Source organism: Spirosoma luteum DSM 19990 (assembly GCF_000374065.1).
Lineage (GTDB): Bacteria > Bacteroidota > Bacteroidia > Cytophagales > Spirosomataceae > Spirosoma > Spirosoma luteum.
The window spans coordinates 242,993-260,153 of record NZ_KB893290.1 but is presented as its reverse complement, the minus strand read 5'-3'; the positions used below and the strand labels follow the sequence as shown (position 1 = coordinate 260,153).

Sequence of the window (17,161 nt, the reverse complement as noted above, 5' to 3'; positions counted from 1 at the left end):
CTCATAGCTCCGGAGTACAACTGCCAGTCGGGCGCGTTCACTTTCAAAACCATTGGCGGTAATGGGACGCCTATTGAGTATTTTTCGGTTGGCATCACTGGCTGGACAACCAACCCCAATCAGTTTGTGGATACCGAACTGCGCACAGTTGCCGATGCTCAGCCTCTGACGCTCAGAGCCCGCCAGAACGGCATCGAAGTGACTTACGTCTGGAACATTCGGGCACAGTGTCCGGTGGGTGCCCGTACAGCCGCCCTGGCAGCAATAGAGCCGTCTGTGGGGCTAAGAGCGAGCGTTTATCCCAACCCGGTCAATGACGAGTTTGTGCTGAGCCTCGACGGAGTGGCTAACCAGCCCGTGCAATTATTGCTGGCTGATCTTATAGGCCAGCCCTTCCTGAGCCGGACGGAACATGTGCTCACCAACCACCACGAAGTGCGCCTGCGTTTGGGTAATCGACCCACCGGTATATACATCCTGACGATAGTTAGTCCGGGGCGGGTGCAGAGCCTGCGCCTACTGAAACGCTAAGTCATTGGGGTAGTAAGGTAGCGTAAAAGGCGGAGGGGATACTCAATTGGGTGTCCCCTCCGCCTTTTCTCAGCAGTCTGATTTAACCGGCCTTTTCAACCGAAAGCGCAACCTTATAGTCTTCCGTTGGGGCATTGTATAAATCGGAAGGAGATAATGACGCTCGGCGTGACATCAGAACATAGGCTTACCCCTTGAACAGAAACGCCTGTTCGCCGGTCTGTTACGCACTGCCGGGCAAACTGCCAAAGCATCGTCTGGCTCGAAAACCAGCCCCGTAGCGTATCGTTTCACCCGTTCCTACTCGCTGCGTTTGGCTGTTTACGGGTAATAAAACGTTAATTTTGGTGTGGAATGTCTTTGGGGAACCAGTGAAAATCGAGGTAGTAGAATCATCCCGATACCAGTCCGGATGCCCTTACTTCATCGGCCCCGATTTCGTTATCCGCTTCCCTTACTTCGTTTATAGCCCTCTCCGGAAACTTAGTCAACAAACCTGACTGTTAAACTGGCTAGAATCAACCAAACTGGCCTGTTGCCTGTCGTTACCGTATTGTTGCGGCAACGGTAATGGAACACGGTCATTCTTAATCCAACAATGTCACAGAATCCATTCTTGCTGCCGTACGCGACACCCCATCAAACGGCCCCATTCGACAAAATCACCAATGCCGATTTCATGCCCGCCCTAACAGAGGGGATGGCAGAAGGTCGGCGGGAAGTAGCCGCTATTACCGACAACCCGGCTGCACCCACGTTTGAGAATACCGTTGTCGCTCTGGAGCGGTCCGGCGATTTGCTGGGTAAGGTTATGTCGGTGCTGTTCAACCTGAATAGTGCTGAAACTACCACCGAACTACAGAAAATAGTGAAGGATGCCTCGCCATTGCTTAGCGAGTACCGGAACGATATTTCCCTGAACGAACCGTTGTTTGCGCGGGTAAAAGCGGTCTATGAACAGCGGGCCAGCCTCTCCCTCGACCCGGAGAGCACTATGCTGCTCGAAAAAGCGTACAAACGTTTTGCCCGTAACGGGGCCAACCTGGACGAAGCGGGTAAGGAACGCATCCGGGAAATTGATAAAGAGCTGTCGCAGTTGGGCCTCCAGTTTGGCGAGAACATCCTGAACGAAACCAACGGCTACGTGATGCCCATTGCCGACGAAAAGTACCTGGCTGGTTTGCCCGATTACGTCCGGGAAGCCGCCAAAGCAACTGCCGTCGAGAAAGGGCTGGAGGGCTGGGCGTTCACGTTGCAGGCACCCAGTTACGGGCCGTTCATGCAGCACGCCGATAACCGCGAACTGCGCGAAAAACTGTATCTGGCCTACAACGGTCGTAGTTTTCACGGTGATGAATACGATAATTCGGCCATTATTAAGAAAATCGTTTCGCTGCGTCACGAGCGGGCCAACCTGCTGGGATACGAGACCCACGCCGATTTTGTGCTTGAGGATAGCATGGCTGGTTCCCGCGATAAAGTGCAGGATTTCCTGGATGAACTGGTGACCTTTGCCCGGCCTGCCGCCGACCGCCAACTCGCCGAACTGACCGCCTACGCCAAAGCCAACGGCTTTCCGGAGGATACCCTCCAGGCGTGGGACAGCAGCTACTACGCCGATAAATTGAAAAAAGAAAAATACGACCTCGACGATGAAACGCTGAAACCGTATTTCAAGCTCGATAATGTGCTGAACGGTGCGTTCGCGCTGGCTGAAAAACTATATGGCATCACGTTCCGGGAGCGCAGTGATATTCCGGTGTATAACCCCGAAGTACAAACGTTCGAGGTGTTCGATGCGGATGGCACGTTCCTGGCCGTGTTTTACGGCGATTATTTCCCCCGCACCGGCAAGCGCAGTGGTGCGTGGATGAACGATGTACGGGGGCAGCGGATGGAAGACGGCGAGAACATCCGTCCGCACATTATTAACGTCTGCAACTTCACGCGTCCTATCCAGGCCACCAGTGCGGTAGACCCGGCCCTCGATTCGGTTTCGGAGAGCAAACCGTCGCTTTTAACGTTTGGCGAGGTAACGACCCTGTTTCATGAGTTTGGGCATGCCCTGCATGGAATCCTGGCCAATAGCCGGTACGAGAGCCTAAGCGGTACGAACGTTCCCCGTGATTTTGTTGAGTTACCCTCGCAGGTCATGGAAAACTGGTGCTATAACCCCGAAGCCCTCAGGCTGTTCGCCCGGCACTACCAGACGGATGACGTGATTCCAAACGAGCTAATTGAAAAAATTCGGGTCAGTCAGAACTTCCTGGCGGGTATGGCTACGCTGCGGCAACTCCGCTTTGGCCTGATGGACATGTATTACCACAGCCAGAAACCAACCGGCGAGACCGTTACCGAGGTGGAGGACCGCATTGATGCCGTGGCTAATCTGTTTCCACGGGTGGCCGGGGTGGCCACCAGCCCGGCGTTCTCACACATCTTTGCGGGCGGCTACTCGGCGGGCTACTATAGCTACAAATGGAGTGAAGTGCTGGATGCCGATGCTTTTGCCTTTTTCGAGGAAAATGGCGGGCTGGACAACAAAGCAGCCGCCACTAGTTTCCGCCGGAACGTGCTGGAACGCGGAGGCAGCGAAAAACCGATGGAGTTGTACAAGAAATTCCGGGGTCGCGAACCATCACCCAAAGCCATGCTCCGCCGAAGCGGACTGCTTGTGTGAAAATCAGTCGGGGGAGCCAGTAACTGGCTCCCCCGACTGATTAATGGGTTGACCGGGTATGCGTAGCGTCCCAATCAGTACTTCCCCATCACACGTACCAATTGCTTGCTGATGAGTGCATTGCCTTTGTCGGAGGGGTGCAGACCGTCGTAAGTCATGTTAACGGCACCGATGGGGTAGGGGTATTCGTCGGTTTCGGGATTAAAAGGAACATCAATGAAGGCCGGGTATTTGTAGTTGCGGTACTGACCGGTTTTTTGGTCTTTCAGGCGCTTGTACTTCACCAGTTTCTTTACTTTTAAACCGTTTGTGTGGTACAAATCAACCACCGGAAACTGTTCAAAACGGCCAATGGAGTCGACGGCCAGCGCGAAGGATTCTAGGGATTGCCCGTTTTTAGGCTTATACGACCCGTAAGCGTTGTTTTTGAAATTAGTCAGGTACACGAAATCAGCCCGCTGCATGGGGGTAATCAGGATAACACGGGCAGCCGGATTCAGGCTGCGGAGTTTGTCGATGATAATGCGAAACGAGCCATAAACGGTGGCATTGCCGGTACTAGTCTGATAATCGGTAAAATGTCCCAGGGGTTTACCACCCCACCAGTCGTTGGTGCCCAGGAAGACCGAATAGATATCCGCTTTGGTAAGCCCCAGTTTCTCAATTTCCTGCGCGATACGCACCGCCGTCCAGCCGTTGTAGCCCTTGTTGGTGTAATGAATATTCGGCAGTTTTTCAACGACGCGCGTCATGTATCCCTTGGTTACCCGATTGCCGGTTTCATTCGGGTGGTCGTTCAGGTACGTAATTGAATCGCCGAGAGCCATCCAGGTAAGCTGGTCGTCTTTGAAGGAGCTGAACAGACCCACGAGGGCGACGAGCAGAAGTAATTTTTTCATTCGAGTCGGTTGGTGGGGGTAAAAAGGTGATTTGTTGGGTATTCTACCGACGCTCCGCTGTTGAGTCCTTACAGGACGGGTTTTGGGTGAGGTATGGTCCGTTTATCCTACCGACTTCTACCAACGTTTTTGGCGGGTAAATCCCCAGGGAACGTTTACCAAGTAAACTGATAGAACGATTTTATTCGCGTCCTGTAGGGACGTAACAGCCAAAGGCGTCGGTAACAGAGATTGAACAAAAGCGCCTTTATTCAATCACATCATCATTCTTCACCGACCGGCTCTTTTTGGGCGGGGCTACGTTGAGACGACCTAGTTTATAGCTGAATGTCAGGCGGATGCTGGAGTTGTAGATGTTCTGCTGGTATACCTGATTGAATGGCAGGGAATTAAGGACGGTTTTGAACACCATGCCATTCGTCAGGAAGTTTTCGGCGGCCAGCCCCAGGCTGCCCCGTTTGTTGACAAACGATTTCTGTAGCCCCAGCGAGTACTGGATAAATCCGCTGCTGTAACCCTGCAACTGAATCCGGCGGCCCCGCGTACCGAAATTTCCCTGTATGGCCCAGCCCTTGCCCAACTGCGCCTGCGTATCGAACCGGCCACCGATGCTGATACCCGTGTTGGTCAGCGTGACCGATTGCCCATCCAGACCAGCCGCCTGCCCGCTAATGTAGCGGTACATCAGGTCGAAATTGCCATTAATACTCCAGGCAGGAGTAAGGTTGATGGTTAGAAACAGGTTGGAGCCGTAGTTGTACTCCTTACCGATGTTCTGAAACGACGTAACCACCGCTCCGGCCAACGTGTCGGATCGCTGACTCAACTGTTGAATATCATCTCGGTTGAGTCGGGAGTAGACCGAGAAATTGAGGTATGTTTTCTTGACATATGTACTGTAACCCAGCTCAATACGATCGGTGATTTCGGGTTTCAGGAGCGGGTTGCCAATGGTGATGTTCTGGGGGTTGGATGCGTTGAAGTTCGGGTTCAACTGCTGAATGCCCGGCCGCTGAATCCGGCGGTTGTAGGCAAACTTGACGGTAGTACTTTCGCCAAGCTTTTTCGAGATGTTAAGGCTGGGCACCAGCTTGCCGTAGTTCGGAATGGCGATGGATGCATTCTCGGCCGTGCCCGCCTGAATGGTCGTGTACTCGTAGCGGGCACCGGCCTTAATGGATATTTTACTCAGCGTGTTATAGGTGTACGACAGGTAGCCCGCCGAGATGGTCTGATCGTAGTTAAGTGACCCGGCTGGCCGCTGCGTATCGGTCACATAATCGGCGTTGGGAGCGGCCAGTTGGTATTGGTACTCGCTGTTCACCTGCCGGATGATGCTTTTAGCCCCAAACTCCACCGACTGACGCTGGGTGAGTGGGGTAACGTAATCGGTCTGTAATGTAAACTCCTTGTTGGTGTTGAAATTGATGTTGCGCTGACGGCTTGTCAATACCCCCGTATTCGTAAGCAGGTTCGCGTCGAAATTATTGGTCAGGTTGTTCTGGCTGTACTGCGTCGAAATGCTCCACTCTTTGGGCGTCCGGTCTTTGGCCTGGGCGTAGGTGTGCAGATAGTCGACATTCACGTCAATCGAGTTCGACAGGTCCTTGCCGAACACATCCCGGCGGGCGGGGGTACCGGCTACTTCGTTCGTAAACAGGGTCGTATTCAGGTTCTGGTCGCGGTTGAAATTCCGAATACCGAACCGGACTCCCCCCGTGAGCGATTGATTTGGGGCCAGGTCGTAGTCAAGTCCCAGCGCGTACTGCCCAAACAGTCCTTTGTCGAAGGCACTAGCCTGCTGACTGGTGCGTACCGTGGTGCCATTGATAGTCGTGCTCTGCTCCAGGTCGGTGCTGGCTTTGTTATAGATGGCCCGGCCATTGCCGTTCAGGTTTACGCCCAGTTTGCCCTGCCGGAAGCTGCCATTCAGTCCCAGCGTGGAGGTACGGTTACCCACGCCCCCGTTAATATCGAGGTGGGCACCCTGCAGGGTATTTTTCCGGGTGATGATGTTGATAATGCCCCCGGTTCCTTCGGCATCGTAGCGGGCAGAGGGTGAGGTGATAACCTCAACGGATTTAATCTGGTCGGCGGGGATTTGCCTGAGCGCATCGGCCAGGTTGCCAGCCAGAATAGACGACGGTTTGTTGTTGATCAGCACCCGCACATTGGTGCTTCCCTGCAGGGATACATTACCCACCAGGTCGACGGACAGCATGGGTACTTTTTTGAGAATGTCCGTCGCATCACCCCCTTTGGCCGCCAGGTCGCTGTCAGCGTTATACACCAGCCTGTCCACTTTATCCTCAACCAGGGCCTTCTGCCCGGCCACGGTTACTTCTTTCAGCGTACGTGTACTGTTGCTTAGCCGGATAACGCCCAGGTCTTTATTCTCGCCTTTATCAATGACTACGTTGTTGATTGTTTTGGGAGAGAAACCAATAAAGGACAGAAGCACCTTATAGGTGCCAGGGTCCAGTTTATTGAGGGTAAATTTCCCTTTGTCATCGGCTACGGTGCCATCAATCAGTTTGTCGCTGGTCGTGTAGAGGGCGATGTTGGCAAACTCAACGGCTTTGGTCAGAGTCGAGTCAACCACGTAGCCGGTAATTTTTGCGTTGCCTTTGCCGGGTGTTTCACTGACCGGAGCAGGTGGGGTGGGAGCTGGCTGAACAACGGGCGATTGCGCCAGGACGACGCTCGTTGTCAGTATCAGTAAAAACTGGCCGGTAATGTTGAGCCACATGATGTAAAGTTGGTTGTATATACGATAAAGAGAGTAAAAATGCAGACTGCGTTGCCCGAATGGAAATGAACGCGGTTAAATGCCGTTTCTGCCGGACTCAATCCCTATAAATATAGGTTGAGTGGTTTTTGTTCGCAGATTAAGCCCACGATAGATAAGCAGGGAGTGGATAAGCTGGGGGTGGTATGGGTACGCACCAGCCCGGCAGACTGGCGATTTGTTTATCAACCGCCGGAAGGGGCGGCCGGAACACGACCAACGGCTCACACCGGACTTATTCAAGCCAACCGAAACCTGCTGTATCCGTAAAAACGATGGGTATCAGCAACCCGCCCACCCGCCCGACTGGCCCAACGATAACTGTGACGGTGTCCGGATGATTGCCGCCAACCAACTGGGTAAAGTCATACTGATGCTGGATAAACAACACATCACACCCGCCTAATAGCCGTATCTTTGGCGGGAGAAATCCCCGAATGAACGGCCCTGTTAATGATACCGATACAAAGAATTTTACCTACTATACTGTTAACCAGTGTGCTATTTACCTGGATGAGTACGCAGGTACTGGCGCAGTATCCCATCATTAACAGTAGCCCGGCCGGGCGTTCGCTGCTGACTACGGGGCTGGACCAGGTGTACGATTTGAAATTTACGGAGGCTGAACAGACCTTTGCCCAGCTGGATAAACTGGTGCCCCGGCACCCGGCTGTCGATTTGCTGCGGGGCGTGAGTTTGTTTTACCAGTGGTTTCCGGCCCGCACCAATTTGGCGCTGCAACGTACCTGTATCCAGCAACTGGAAAAGGCCGCCCGCAAAGCTGAAGACTGGCAGCAGTCACTCAAAAAAAGCGGGGATGATAAGGCCGCATTGCCCGAAGCTATGTTCGTGTACTTTACCGCCGAAGCAATGCTGGCCAAAATCAGCCACTACGAACATGAAGTTATGGCTACCGTTCGCTATGCGAAAAATGCTTACCCGTTTGTGCAGAAAGGCAAAGCCTACCAGCAGCATTACCCGGATTTCTACCTCTCAACGGGATTGTACAACTTTTACCGGGACGTATACCCCGAAATTCACCCGTTCTACAAATCGGTAGCCTGGGTGATGACGGCGGGAAATAAAAATCTGGGACTGAGTCAGCTACAGATTGCTACCAAACAGGCCTTGTTCGTGCGTACCGAAGCCATCATGTACCTAACCCATTTACTGACGGACTACGAAAATCGCCCTACCGAAGCCCTGCCTTACCTGGCGCAATTGACAGTTCGCTACCCCAACAACCCGTTCTGGCGCTACAAATACGCCGAGGCTCTGCTCAACGCGCACAAAATGGATTCTATACCACTGTTGATTCAGCAGACAATGGCCGGTGATGCCCCGGTTTATAAACAGATGGGAACGTTACTGAAAGCCCGTTATGCCCTGGAGATGGGCCAGCATGCGTCCGCACGGACGCATGCGCAGGAAGTAGTAAAAAGTGCCGTTCGGGAAGAAACAGTACGCGCCTACGCCTATCAGGTACTGGCACAGGTAGCGCGGCTCGATGGTCAGCCGAAGCTGGCGCGACAGTATGATAAACTGCTGCTTGAATTTGCTGAATTCCCGGTTCTGCGCAATCAGGTAAACTGGTGAAATTCGCCAGATAGCCGTATGGGCTGAATACGCATTATACAGCTGTTCCCGCCATAGATAGTCATTAATCGTTCATTTCTAGATGCTGTTTTATGTGGTGGATGTATGCCCTGCTTTCTGCGTTGTTTGCCGCACTAACGGCAATATTGGCTAAAATTGGTATAAAAGGGGTCAATACCGACCTGGCAACGGCCATCCGGACGGTAGTTATCCTGCTTGTGGCCTGGGGCATCGTGTTCACGCGGGATGGCATTGATTCCCTGCCCACGCTGACCCGGCAAAACTGGCTGTTCCTCATTCTGTCGGGTGTGGCAACGGGCCTGTCCTGGATCTTCTACTTTAAAGCCCTGCAACTGGGGAAGGTGTCGCAGGTGGCTCCGGTGGATAAGCTGAGCGTGGCCATTGCCATTCTGCTATCCGTTGTTTTTCTGGGCGAAGTGCTGACCTGGAAAGCCGCCGTGGGGGCCGCACTGATTATTGGCGGAACCTTAGTACTGATTCTGTGACTAACTAACAGGATGGTGAGCAGGCTGTTTTCAGCCTGTCAGCCTACTGATTAAATTTAACTAAGAATCGGTTAAGCACTTCGGCTCGCCCATTTTGACCTTTACTCCGACTACCGCCAGCCAGGGCCGAACCACAGCCACTGGTCTATCCTCCCTGGTCGAGGATAAACTTTTTCCATGATGCTATTACCCGAAGTCTCCACCAGCAGGCATATGGATCGGCTCGACTCTGGCAAGTTGGGCGTCCCTTGTCGAAGAGATTGCCAAATGCTGTGTTGACGCTCGATAACAGGGTCGAACTCAAATCAGACGCCGGGGCGGGCCGATGGCGTTTGCACTCAGACGCTATCAGCCCGCCGTTGGAAGGTCGACGAATTCCACAAGTATATCAAGTCGAATACGAAGTATTCGTGTTCACCAGCTCATACAGTCCGTCACTGGAGCAATCATCTTTTCCCTCCATATCGGCCTATGTTATGTTGGAAGCGTTTCGGCTCACAACGTCAAAAAACACTTTGCTTATAAATATTGCTGACGCTAAACGCGACCAAACTGGCTTTATGGGAGTTGAACAGCCTGAAAAGTCAATTTATTCTATTCGCTACTAAGGCTATGTAACATCAGTCACTAAGTCAGATCATGCTTACCTTAATGTCCAGTCGAATGTAGTGGGACTAACCGTTCAATAAATCGTCAATTAGTACGAACTGCCGTTGATGCGCCTGAAGGGAGTTTTTGGGGCGTGGTAGTGGGCCCCAGAATCCTTATTACTCCCTTTTCTACCTGCATCCGGTCCAGACAAACTACGCGATCTTCGCCCGTTTCAGCCGTTCGGGCGTGGTACACACAGAACATCTCTTTGCCGTCTGGTGAGTAAGCGATACTGTTATGCCCCGTGCCCGTTACCGAGCCCCCCTGAGCCGTGTTTCGTTGTAATATTGGGTTGTTGGCCGCTTTCTTATACGGGCCTAAAGGCGAACGGGAAGTGGCGTACCCAATGGCATAATACTGCCCCCCGAAATAATTGGCCGAATACATCAGGTAATACGTATCATCTTTTTTGAAGGTAACCGAACCCTCCGTCCAGCGCCGGTTAACCTCGCGGGCCGTCACCGATTGGCTTTCCCAGGCAGCCTGCTGGTCGCTCAACGTAAGGGGTGGGCGCAGTAATAAAACCGGTTGGCCAATGACGCCCGAAAAATCGGGTTTCAGCTCGACGCCGTACACCCAGCTTTCTTCAATCTGTTCAAACCACCCTTTTTGGCGGGCTAAATCGGCGACTTCGCTCTCGACCGGATGCTTATAACAGCAACGGGAAAAGTACAAATAGGCTTTACCGTTCGGATCAAAGAACACATTGGCGTCAATGATGGAATAGCCGGGATCAAAAATGGGCTGGCTGGCCAGATCAATAAACGGGCCGGTTGGCTTGTCTGCCACGGCGACACCAATCCGGAAATTTTCCGCATCATGCGCCGGGTTTACGTTCCATTGGGCGCTATAAAACAGGTAGAACTTACCCTTCACCTCATACACTTCCGGCGCCCAGTACGCACCGCCCCATTTAGCACCAGGATCACTCCAGCCCCGCGGATTATCGTGAAAATATACTTGTCCCTCTCGCTTCCAGTTGACCATGTCTTTGGAGGAATAAGCGGCAAATCCCTTATCGGCTCCGCCACCCGTACCATACAGGTAATAGGTGCCCTGAGTGTACAACATGTACGGATCACCCATTGGGACCGGTAAGGGATTAGAAAAAGTGGTCGCTGCTACACGTTGTCTCGTTTGAGCCAGGGAAGGAGACAAAAACAGGTTCGTTAAAAATAGAGACAGGAATAAATACATCTTCATGGTACTGATCGGTTGTGATTTGATAGCCAAACGCCTACTGGGGGTAGTCCAAAACGAAAAAAGCCCCGTTGAGCAGTAGCCTACTATGTAAAGCTGACCAGGCATAAAACTTCCCCGACCACGTTCCTGTATCGCCATTCACCACCCACCCGATCCTTTCCATTTTAGGGTTGGCAGCCTTACCCGACTGCCATCATTTTTAAACACCGGCTAAGCCTGACTTCAGCGTTTTGAAAAAAGCCCGTTAGGGCTTTGGTATATAGATTTGGCGGGGCCGTCCGGCGGTCGCCAAATCTATATGCCGATGCTTGCCAGCGAGTTCTCAACCGTAATATTACCCTACGCAGAGCTGTTTTGCAAAAGGGTTTTAGCTCATGTCCAACTGCTAACGTTAGCGCAATACTGGATCCCGGCAAGCGAACTATCACCGCCTTACTTCGCATCGTAGGCCTACAACAGGAGAAGGCTTTCCATAAGTACTACCGGGTACAAGCCATGCCCGCTGGTCAGCACGAACGGCTAGTCAGGTTTTGCTCCAGCAACTACTCACTAAATTCACTGGTCAACAGCCGCTGATGGTCGGCATTGATGAGACTCTCGAACGGCAGTGGGGATCAAAGATTGACCCCAGAGGCATTTATCGGGACGCACTTCGCAGCAGTAAGAGTCGATTTGTCGAAGGTAGTGGGTTGTGATGGGTCAGCGTGATGCGGGGTCGCCCGTGCAGTGTTGACAAAAATACACTGGGCCAATCGGGTGTGGGTCCGCACCGGTGGCCCTTTCTGACGGCCCTTGCCGAACGCTACTAGACCAATAAGCTCCGTAGCCACAAAAAAGCTGATGGTCTGGTCCAGGCATCTGATTGTGCAAGTAAAACGGTGGGCTAGTGAGCGGAGTGTGATTGCTGTGGGCAATAGCAGTTATGCCTTCATCGACCTGTTCCGCAGTTTGCAGGGCCAGATTAGTCTGATGAGTCGGTTGCGGTTAGATGCGGCCATCAGCCTGAACCGGAACCGGTTCAGGCTGATGGCAAACGGGGACAAAGCACCTTAAAGGGCAACGTTTGCCTACGCTGATGGAGGTGGCCAATGATGAACAAACTCAATGGGAGTCCTTGACTGTAAGCGACTGGTGCGGAGGTCAATTTTAACTCGTCGACTGCTGCACTGGTACGGCCCTATGGTATCATACTGGCAAGCAGCCGGTGTCGATCCGCTGGGTGATTGTACGTCTGGATGGCAAGTTGACGGGGTTAGTTAGTACCGATGATCGTTACGGGCCAGCCAGATAATTAACTATTTTGTGCGCCCTTGGTCAATAGAGACAACTTTTGCACTGGTACGGGTACACTTGAGAGTGAAGACGCAACGGCAGTGTAGTGATAAATCCATTGCCCGCACCACGCCCGTTTCATTGTGCTTATTTTCGCTGGTTACGTTGCTGGCCGATTCGTTACAGCAACGGAGCTTACTGATTAGTCAGGTCAGTAGCTGGTATATCAAGCAACACCCTACCTTTAGTGATGCAATTGACTATGCACGGACCTATTTATGGCGGGAAACGAATTTTTGCACATCCGCTTCAGAAGTAGCACACGTAAAAATTAGTCAACACCAGTACCAGCTATGGCAGAACGCCTTAGCCTGGGCCACATAAGACTAAAGTCAACCTAAGGAATGGTATCCCCTGTTTCGGGCTCAACCAAGTGTGGAAAGGGGGATTACTGCTTAATCGGATTGAACCCAAGCTTTTTTAGTCTCTCTATACTATCAGGCAAGGTCGTGACTAAAGCGTTCGATGAACGGGAATTTTGTTCTATCCCTAAAATAAGGATTCTATCCCGGAAATTTTAAGATTCTATAGTTGGCAATTAAGTTAGCTGCATAACTAAAGCAGGAAGCCGAAAATGCTGATTTAGAGTAGGCAAAAAAATATAAACTTTATAAAAATGAAAAAATTACTAACTTTTGCCCTATTATCATTAATTGGAAATTTAGCGTTTGCCCAAAACCACAACACTTTATGGTGCGATAAGAATCCAAAATTGAAGAACACAAGCCATTTACAGCAACAAAAAACCACAGAAGCAGGTAAACTTAATTTTTTAACAAAGTGGGGAGCTCCCAATGGAGGTTCAACGCTTACAAAAGATAATATAAAAATTACTAATGGCACGTGCGAATCATGTAGGCCACTTGGAGCAATCGGTTCAGGAAATTATCAGCAGAATTGGGTTATTAAAGTAACGGATGTTACTAAGCCTGTGCAGTTGGAATGGGCTACTACTGGAACAATTGCCATGTGTGGCACTGGCAAACTTTTTATTCCGAAGCCATAGTCTATGAAAGTTTATTGAATGGATAACATAAAAACCTCTAACTATACTTTATAACCTTCAAATAGTAGTTAAAGGTTTTTGTTAAACACAACTCTGATAAAAAATACCTCTTCTTTTCAAGTAAAACAGATAAGAAGAGGTATTTTTTGTATACTATCTATAATAAAAATGCTCAACAAATTAACTATACTCTTTAAAAAAATTATTGCAAAATTTTCTCTTCTTAAAATTCTCCTTCTCTACTGGGGACAGGTAATTAGGGCGGCTTGGGGTTTTTGCAAACAAATTCTGGTTGAGTATAAGATAACATTTGTATTTATCACGACCTATGCAACATCTGGATTCGGTCAACCGCTTAATTTACCTACGAAAGAGGTAGATAGATTAAAACTAAAATTGACAGTTTTTGCGGAAGACACCAATAGCGTTATCAATTTATGGCGGTTGGCAAGGTATCATACCATGACAGAGCCACGCCAAGCAGTGTTATATGCAACCAAGTCAATTACGCTCGCACGAAAACTTAATTATACGTATGGTGAGTTGGTTTCTTTACAGGCATTAAGTTTTGTATCAACTATAACAGGTGACTGGCAAAATGGGATGCAAACAGCTTACGAAGGTTTGCAGATAAGTCAAGCAAAATATCCCCAATTAGAAATAGTATTTTATAATTTGATAGCACTCGTTTACGAAAAACAGCAAGATAGTAAACAACGATTAGAATGGCTACTGAAAGCCTATCATCACCCTGAAATTAACTTACTTCCAAATAATGGGAAATGGCTGATTTACCATAATCTTGGTGAGGTTTACGAAAATCTAGATGTTCTTGATTCTGCCATGTATTTTGCCAGAATAATAGATGCTAATTGCCGAGAATTGAATATACCGATAGAAGTATCGTATGCAAATGCGATTATGGGAAGAGTAGAAAAAAAACGAAAAAACTTTGCACAGGCATTACAATACTTAAAATTTGCAATGAATTTTTCAAATAAATTTGGTAATCCTTTTTTAGAATCAGAACAGGCGGTTGATTTAGCAGGAGTTTTTCATACAACAAACCAACCAGACTCGGCTGTTTTTTACGCTGAAAGAGCCTTAAATGGTGGTAAGAAATTCAAGAACTTAGTTCTTACGGCGAGTGCCGCAAAACTTTTAGCTCAAATTTATGAACATCTAAATCCATCAAAAGCAATCACATACTTAAAAATTTTGAATGCTGCTAACGATAGCCTTTACACAGCCACAAGAATTATTCAAACTCAAAACGTTGTAAATGCTATACAACAACGAGAACGGGATTTAAAAGAAGCTAAAAAAGATTACGATAACTCAATAAGACAGAATGCACTCATCGGATTTCTTGTTTTTTTAGGCTTCCTGTCATTAGTCTTGATACGTAATAATCGTCTAAAGCAAAAAGGTAATGCTATTTTGAAAGATAAAAACAGAGAAATAAGTCTTCAAAAGGACGAAATTGAAAAAACGATTGAGCAAAAACAAATTCTTCTTTCTGAATTGCAACACCGGGTAAAAAATAATTTGCAGTACGTTATCAGTATTTTAGAAATTCAGAAAGAATCGGTTAACCATAGTAATATTGATGAATTGGTTAAAAGCAACCAAAATCGGATACATTCAATAGCTTTACTCCATAAAAAACTGAATGTTTCGGAAAGTGTCAATGACGTTAATTTGAAAAGGTATATAACAGACCTATCCGAACTCGTCAAGGATTCGTTAGATAATAAATTAAAAAATGTGAGTTTGTTTATCACTTGCGAAATCGAAATTTTGTCTATCAAGAAGGCTTTACCTCTGGGTTTGATAATCGTAGAGTTAGTTAGCAATAGTATGAAACACGCTTTCAAAAACCAAACGAATGGTATTATCAATATCGAAATTACGCATGATGAAAATTCAAAAAACAACTGCCTGCATTACATTGATAATGGTGAAGGTTTTGATTTTATAAATGTAGAAACCAAAGGACTTGGCGTAGAAATAATAAAAGGTTTGATAGATCAACTGAGTGGTAAGGTAGAGACACAACGCAGAAAAGGTTTTGAACTGAAAATTTATTTTTAAAATGAATTCAAGGATAATATTAGTCGTAGAAGATGATTATCTGAATAGAAGACTCACTAAAAAGATTCTTCAAGAAAATGGTTATCAGGTTTTAGAAGCAAAAAATGCCGCTGAAGCGATAGCTATTCTCAATAAAGAACTGGTTGATCTTGCTATCCTCGATATCAATCTTGGCGACGGTGAAATGGATGGGATTAACTTAGGCCAACTCATTCAAAACAAACAAAAAGTTCCGTTTATTTATCTCACTGCTTACGAAAATGCCAAAGTGATTCGTGAAGCGGTTGCCACTTCAGCCTATTCTTACTTGACAAAACCGTTCAAAAATAGTGATTTAGTTGCCGCTATCGAATTAGCAATCATCAAATCGGCGAAGGAAGACAGAGTCAAGCCAAGCATTCTGGTGAGAGATGAAGAATACAAGGTCGAATTACTGTTGGAAGAAATCAATTATATAGAATCGGAAGGAAATTATTTGCTGTTTCACACTGATAAAAAAATTTATAAATTTCGTTCGACTATTTCACAAATTATGGAATTATTACCTGCAACAAATTTCATTCAAACTCACCGAGCTTTTGTAGTAAATAAGAATAAAATCGAAAAATATAGTGCTAAAAGTGTAATAATTAGTAATACAGAAATTCCGCTATCGAATAAAGGTGTCTTTGGTTAACAAGCCATTTTTAAGATAGCGTTGGGATAAAGAATAGTCGAAAACAGGTGGTGTCCAGATTGTGTTGAAAATAGTGCCTTTGTGAATGGTTCTCTAAGCAGTTATCTGTGCACATTGTGGTCAGACTCAACACGTCAAACGCTAAGGTACCACGCGTGCTGGTACACAACGCTACCGCTGTTTTGACGTGGCCGAACCTTCGTTCAAACTTACACGCATAAAGCCCGTGATCCCCGCATTAAGAACGTGTTGGGAATTGAAAAAGGCTGATAGTCGTGTCACATTTGTAGCGACTAAGCAACTTCGTACCGGTTGCCAATGGCAAAATCTGACTAATCAATACCTGTATAGGCAAGCTGTTTAATATTGCTTCGATGAGGGGAAAACAGATGGCGCACTCGAGCGAATTAACCGAGCACTGAATTAACTGGATCGAAAACAAGAAGAACGCGAGGCATTGCCGTCGGCATTTTATGTCAAAAGCCAAAGCGTTACGTTGGGCCCCATGATTTGTGAGTACCGAGGTCTTGACCCACATAAGAAAGTAAACGGACGCTGGCGCCAACTACTGGTTGATACTGGTGGCCGCTAGTGGACGGCTTATGTACATCCGGCAAATGACGCTGAAGGCTTACCCACTACAACGAACCACTCGCGGGATAAGGAACCGGCTTCTTCAAACGGCTTCATTTCATCGTTATAGCTTTGCCCCCATGGTCCGGTATGATATGGACTCAGATGGTAGCCGCAATTGCTCAGTCGGTCGCAAAGGCAATAGATTTCGGGCAGTGGTTTCCCCGTTCGGGTGCTACATATCGGCTCAACTTCTTTTTATGCTGGTGGCCGCAACTAAGGCAATTCGTCTTGATGAGTTTCCGGGAAAGTTAGTATCGGGGTTGATTACGGGACCTCAACGGGATAATTAGCTGTTTTTCTGTTAACCCACTTCTACCCCTCTTAGGTTATCAAAACTGGAAAAATGCTTGATAGAGTGCTGACAGAATAATAATAGATAAGGCAAGTTGTAAACACGATGCACAAAAAAACAGCCATCTAACATTTCTGCTAAATGGCTGATCATCAATGAGCCAGTGGAGGGATTCGAACCCCCGACGCGCTTGCGCATCCTGATTACAAATCAGGCGGAATCGACCGCTATCCGACACTGGCAACTATTTCTGATTCGTTTCCGAATCGTG

Annotated in this window: 14 protein-coding genes and 1 tRNA gene; 10 read left to right on the top strand and 5 right to left on the bottom strand. The window is 48.4% G+C overall.

Annotation, left to right across the window (positions count from 1 at the left end; translation table 11 throughout):
- The coding region (locus tag B156_RS0124535; protein WP_026261030.1) for a T9SS type A sorting domain-containing protein at positions 1-531 on the top strand (531 nt) is incomplete at its 5' end.
- Between the two features lie 598 nt (positions 532-1,129).
- Positions 1,130-3,211 carry a M3 family metallopeptidase gene (locus B156_RS0124530; protein WP_018622451.1) on the top strand — a complete coding sequence of 694 codons (2,082 nt, stop codon included), beginning with the start codon at positions 1,130-1,132 and terminating at the stop codon, positions 3,209-3,211.
- A 74-nt stretch (positions 3,212-3,285) separates the two neighbouring features.
- Here the strand turns inward: B156_RS0124530 and B156_RS0124525 are convergent, their stop codons facing one another.
- The gene (locus B156_RS0124525; protein ID WP_018622450.1) at positions 3,286-4,110 is read right to left on the bottom strand and encodes an SGNH/GDSL hydrolase family protein; all 825 of its coding nucleotides are present in this window, start codon (positions 4,108-4,110) and stop codon (positions 3,286-3,288) included.
- Between the two features lie 247 nt (positions 4,111-4,357).
- A complete protein-coding gene (locus B156_RS0124520; RefSeq protein ID WP_018622449.1) occupies positions 4,358-6,859 on the bottom strand; it encodes a TonB-dependent receptor in 2,502 nt (833 codons plus the stop codon).
- A 217-nt stretch (positions 6,860-7,076) separates the two neighbouring features.
- Between B156_RS0124520 and B156_RS0124515 the strand changes: the two genes are divergently transcribed.
- From B156_RS0124515 to B156_RS0124505, 3 genes are all read left to right on the top strand, one after another.
- A complete protein-coding gene (locus tag B156_RS0124515; RefSeq protein WP_018622448.1) occupies positions 7,077-7,304 on the top strand; it encodes a hypothetical protein in 228 nt (75 codons plus the stop codon).
- Positions 7,305-7,396: 92 nt separating this feature from the next.
- Positions 7,397-8,494: a hypothetical protein gene (locus B156_RS0124510; RefSeq protein ID WP_245563817.1), complete on the top strand. Its 1,098-nt coding sequence runs from the start codon at positions 7,397-7,399 to the stop codon at positions 8,492-8,494.
- Positions 8,495-8,586: 92 nt separating this feature from the next.
- Positions 8,587-9,000 (top strand): EamA family transporter, encoded by a 414-nt coding sequence (locus tag B156_RS0124505; RefSeq protein ID WP_026261029.1) that lies wholly within the window; start codon positions 8,587-8,589, stop codon positions 8,998-9,000.
- A gap of 693 nt (positions 9,001-9,693) precedes the next feature.
- On the opposite strand, the gene B156_RS0124495 is transcribed toward B156_RS0124505, so the two are convergent.
- Positions 9,694-10,854, bottom strand: coding sequence for a glycoside hydrolase family 43 protein (locus B156_RS0124495; RefSeq protein ID WP_026261028.1), 1,161 nt, complete (start codon positions 10,852-10,854; stop codon positions 9,694-9,696).
- Positions 10,855-11,694: 840 nt separating this feature from the next.
- On the opposite strand from B156_RS0124495, the gene B156_RS30570 reads away from it, so the two are divergent.
- The 5 genes from B156_RS30570 to B156_RS0124470 all read left to right on the top strand — a co-directional run bounded on the left by B156_RS30570 (position 11,695) and on the right by B156_RS0124470 (position 15,962).
- On the top strand, positions 11,695-11,907 hold the full coding sequence (locus tag B156_RS30570; RefSeq protein ID WP_018622443.1) for a hypothetical protein: 213 nt from the start codon (positions 11,695-11,697) through the stop codon (positions 11,905-11,907).
- A gap of 303 nt (positions 11,908-12,210) precedes the next feature.
- Positions 12,211-12,510: a hypothetical protein gene (locus B156_RS30565; protein ID WP_018622442.1), complete on the top strand. Its 300-nt coding sequence runs from the start codon at positions 12,211-12,213 to the stop codon at positions 12,508-12,510.
- A gap of 292 nt (positions 12,511-12,802) precedes the next feature.
- A complete protein-coding gene (locus tag B156_RS0124480; protein ID WP_018622441.1) occupies positions 12,803-13,192 on the top strand; it encodes a hypothetical protein in 390 nt (129 codons plus the stop codon).
- Positions 13,193-13,360: 168 nt separating this feature from the next.
- Entirely contained in the window at positions 13,361-15,286 is a 1,926-nt protein-coding gene (locus B156_RS0124475; protein WP_018622440.1) for a histidine kinase dimerization/phosphoacceptor domain -containing protein, read from the top strand.
- 1 nt (position 15,287) lies between these two features.
- Positions 15,288-15,962, top strand: coding sequence for a LytR/AlgR family response regulator transcription factor (locus B156_RS0124470; protein ID WP_018622439.1), 675 nt, complete (start codon positions 15,288-15,290; stop codon positions 15,960-15,962).
- A gap of 600 nt (positions 15,963-16,562) precedes the next feature.
- On the opposite strand, the gene B156_RS32680 is transcribed toward B156_RS0124470, so the two are convergent.
- The gene (locus tag B156_RS32680) at positions 16,563-16,742 is read right to left on the bottom strand and encodes a hypothetical protein (RefSeq protein ID WP_425423317.1); all 180 of its coding nucleotides are present in this window, start codon (positions 16,740-16,742) and stop codon (positions 16,563-16,565) included.
- Positions 16,743-17,048: 306 nt separating this feature from the next.
- Positions 17,049-17,132, bottom strand: a tRNA-Thr gene (locus tag B156_RS0124465).
- Positions 17,133-17,161: the final 29 nt, after the last annotated feature.

Excerpts from the sequence above, each read along its gene's own strand:
- B156_RS0124505 (WP_026261029.1), top strand. The coding sequence starts at position 8,587 with ATGTGGTGGATGTATGCCCTGCTTTCTGCGTTGTTTGCCGCACTAACG.
- B156_RS0124475 (WP_018622440.1), top strand. The coding sequence starts at position 13,361 with ATGCTCAACAAATTAACTATACTCTTTAAAAAAATTATTGCAAAATTT.
- B156_RS0124495 (WP_026261028.1), bottom strand. The coding sequence starts at position 10,854 with ATGAAGATGTATTTATTCCTGTCTCTATTTTTAACGAACCTGTTTTTG.
- B156_RS30570 (WP_018622443.1), top strand. The coding sequence starts at position 11,695 with ATGGTCTGGTCCAGGCATCTGATTGTGCAAGTAAAACGGTGGGCTAGT.
- B156_RS0124525 (WP_018622450.1), bottom strand. The coding sequence starts at position 4,110 with ATGAAAAAATTACTTCTGCTCGTCGCCCTCGTGGGTCTGTTCAGCTCC.
- B156_RS0124530 (WP_018622451.1), top strand. The coding sequence starts at position 1,130 with ATGTCACAGAATCCATTCTTGCTGCCGTACGCGACACCCCATCAAACG.
- B156_RS0124520 (WP_018622449.1), bottom strand. The coding sequence starts at position 6,859 with ATGTGGCTCAACATTACCGGCCAGTTTTTACTGATACTGACAACGAGC.
- B156_RS0124470 (WP_018622439.1), top strand. The coding sequence starts at position 15,288 with ATGAATTCAAGGATAATATTAGTCGTAGAAGATGATTATCTGAATAGA.
- B156_RS0124480 (WP_018622441.1), top strand. The coding sequence starts at position 12,803 with ATGAAAAAATTACTAACTTTTGCCCTATTATCATTAATTGGAAATTTA.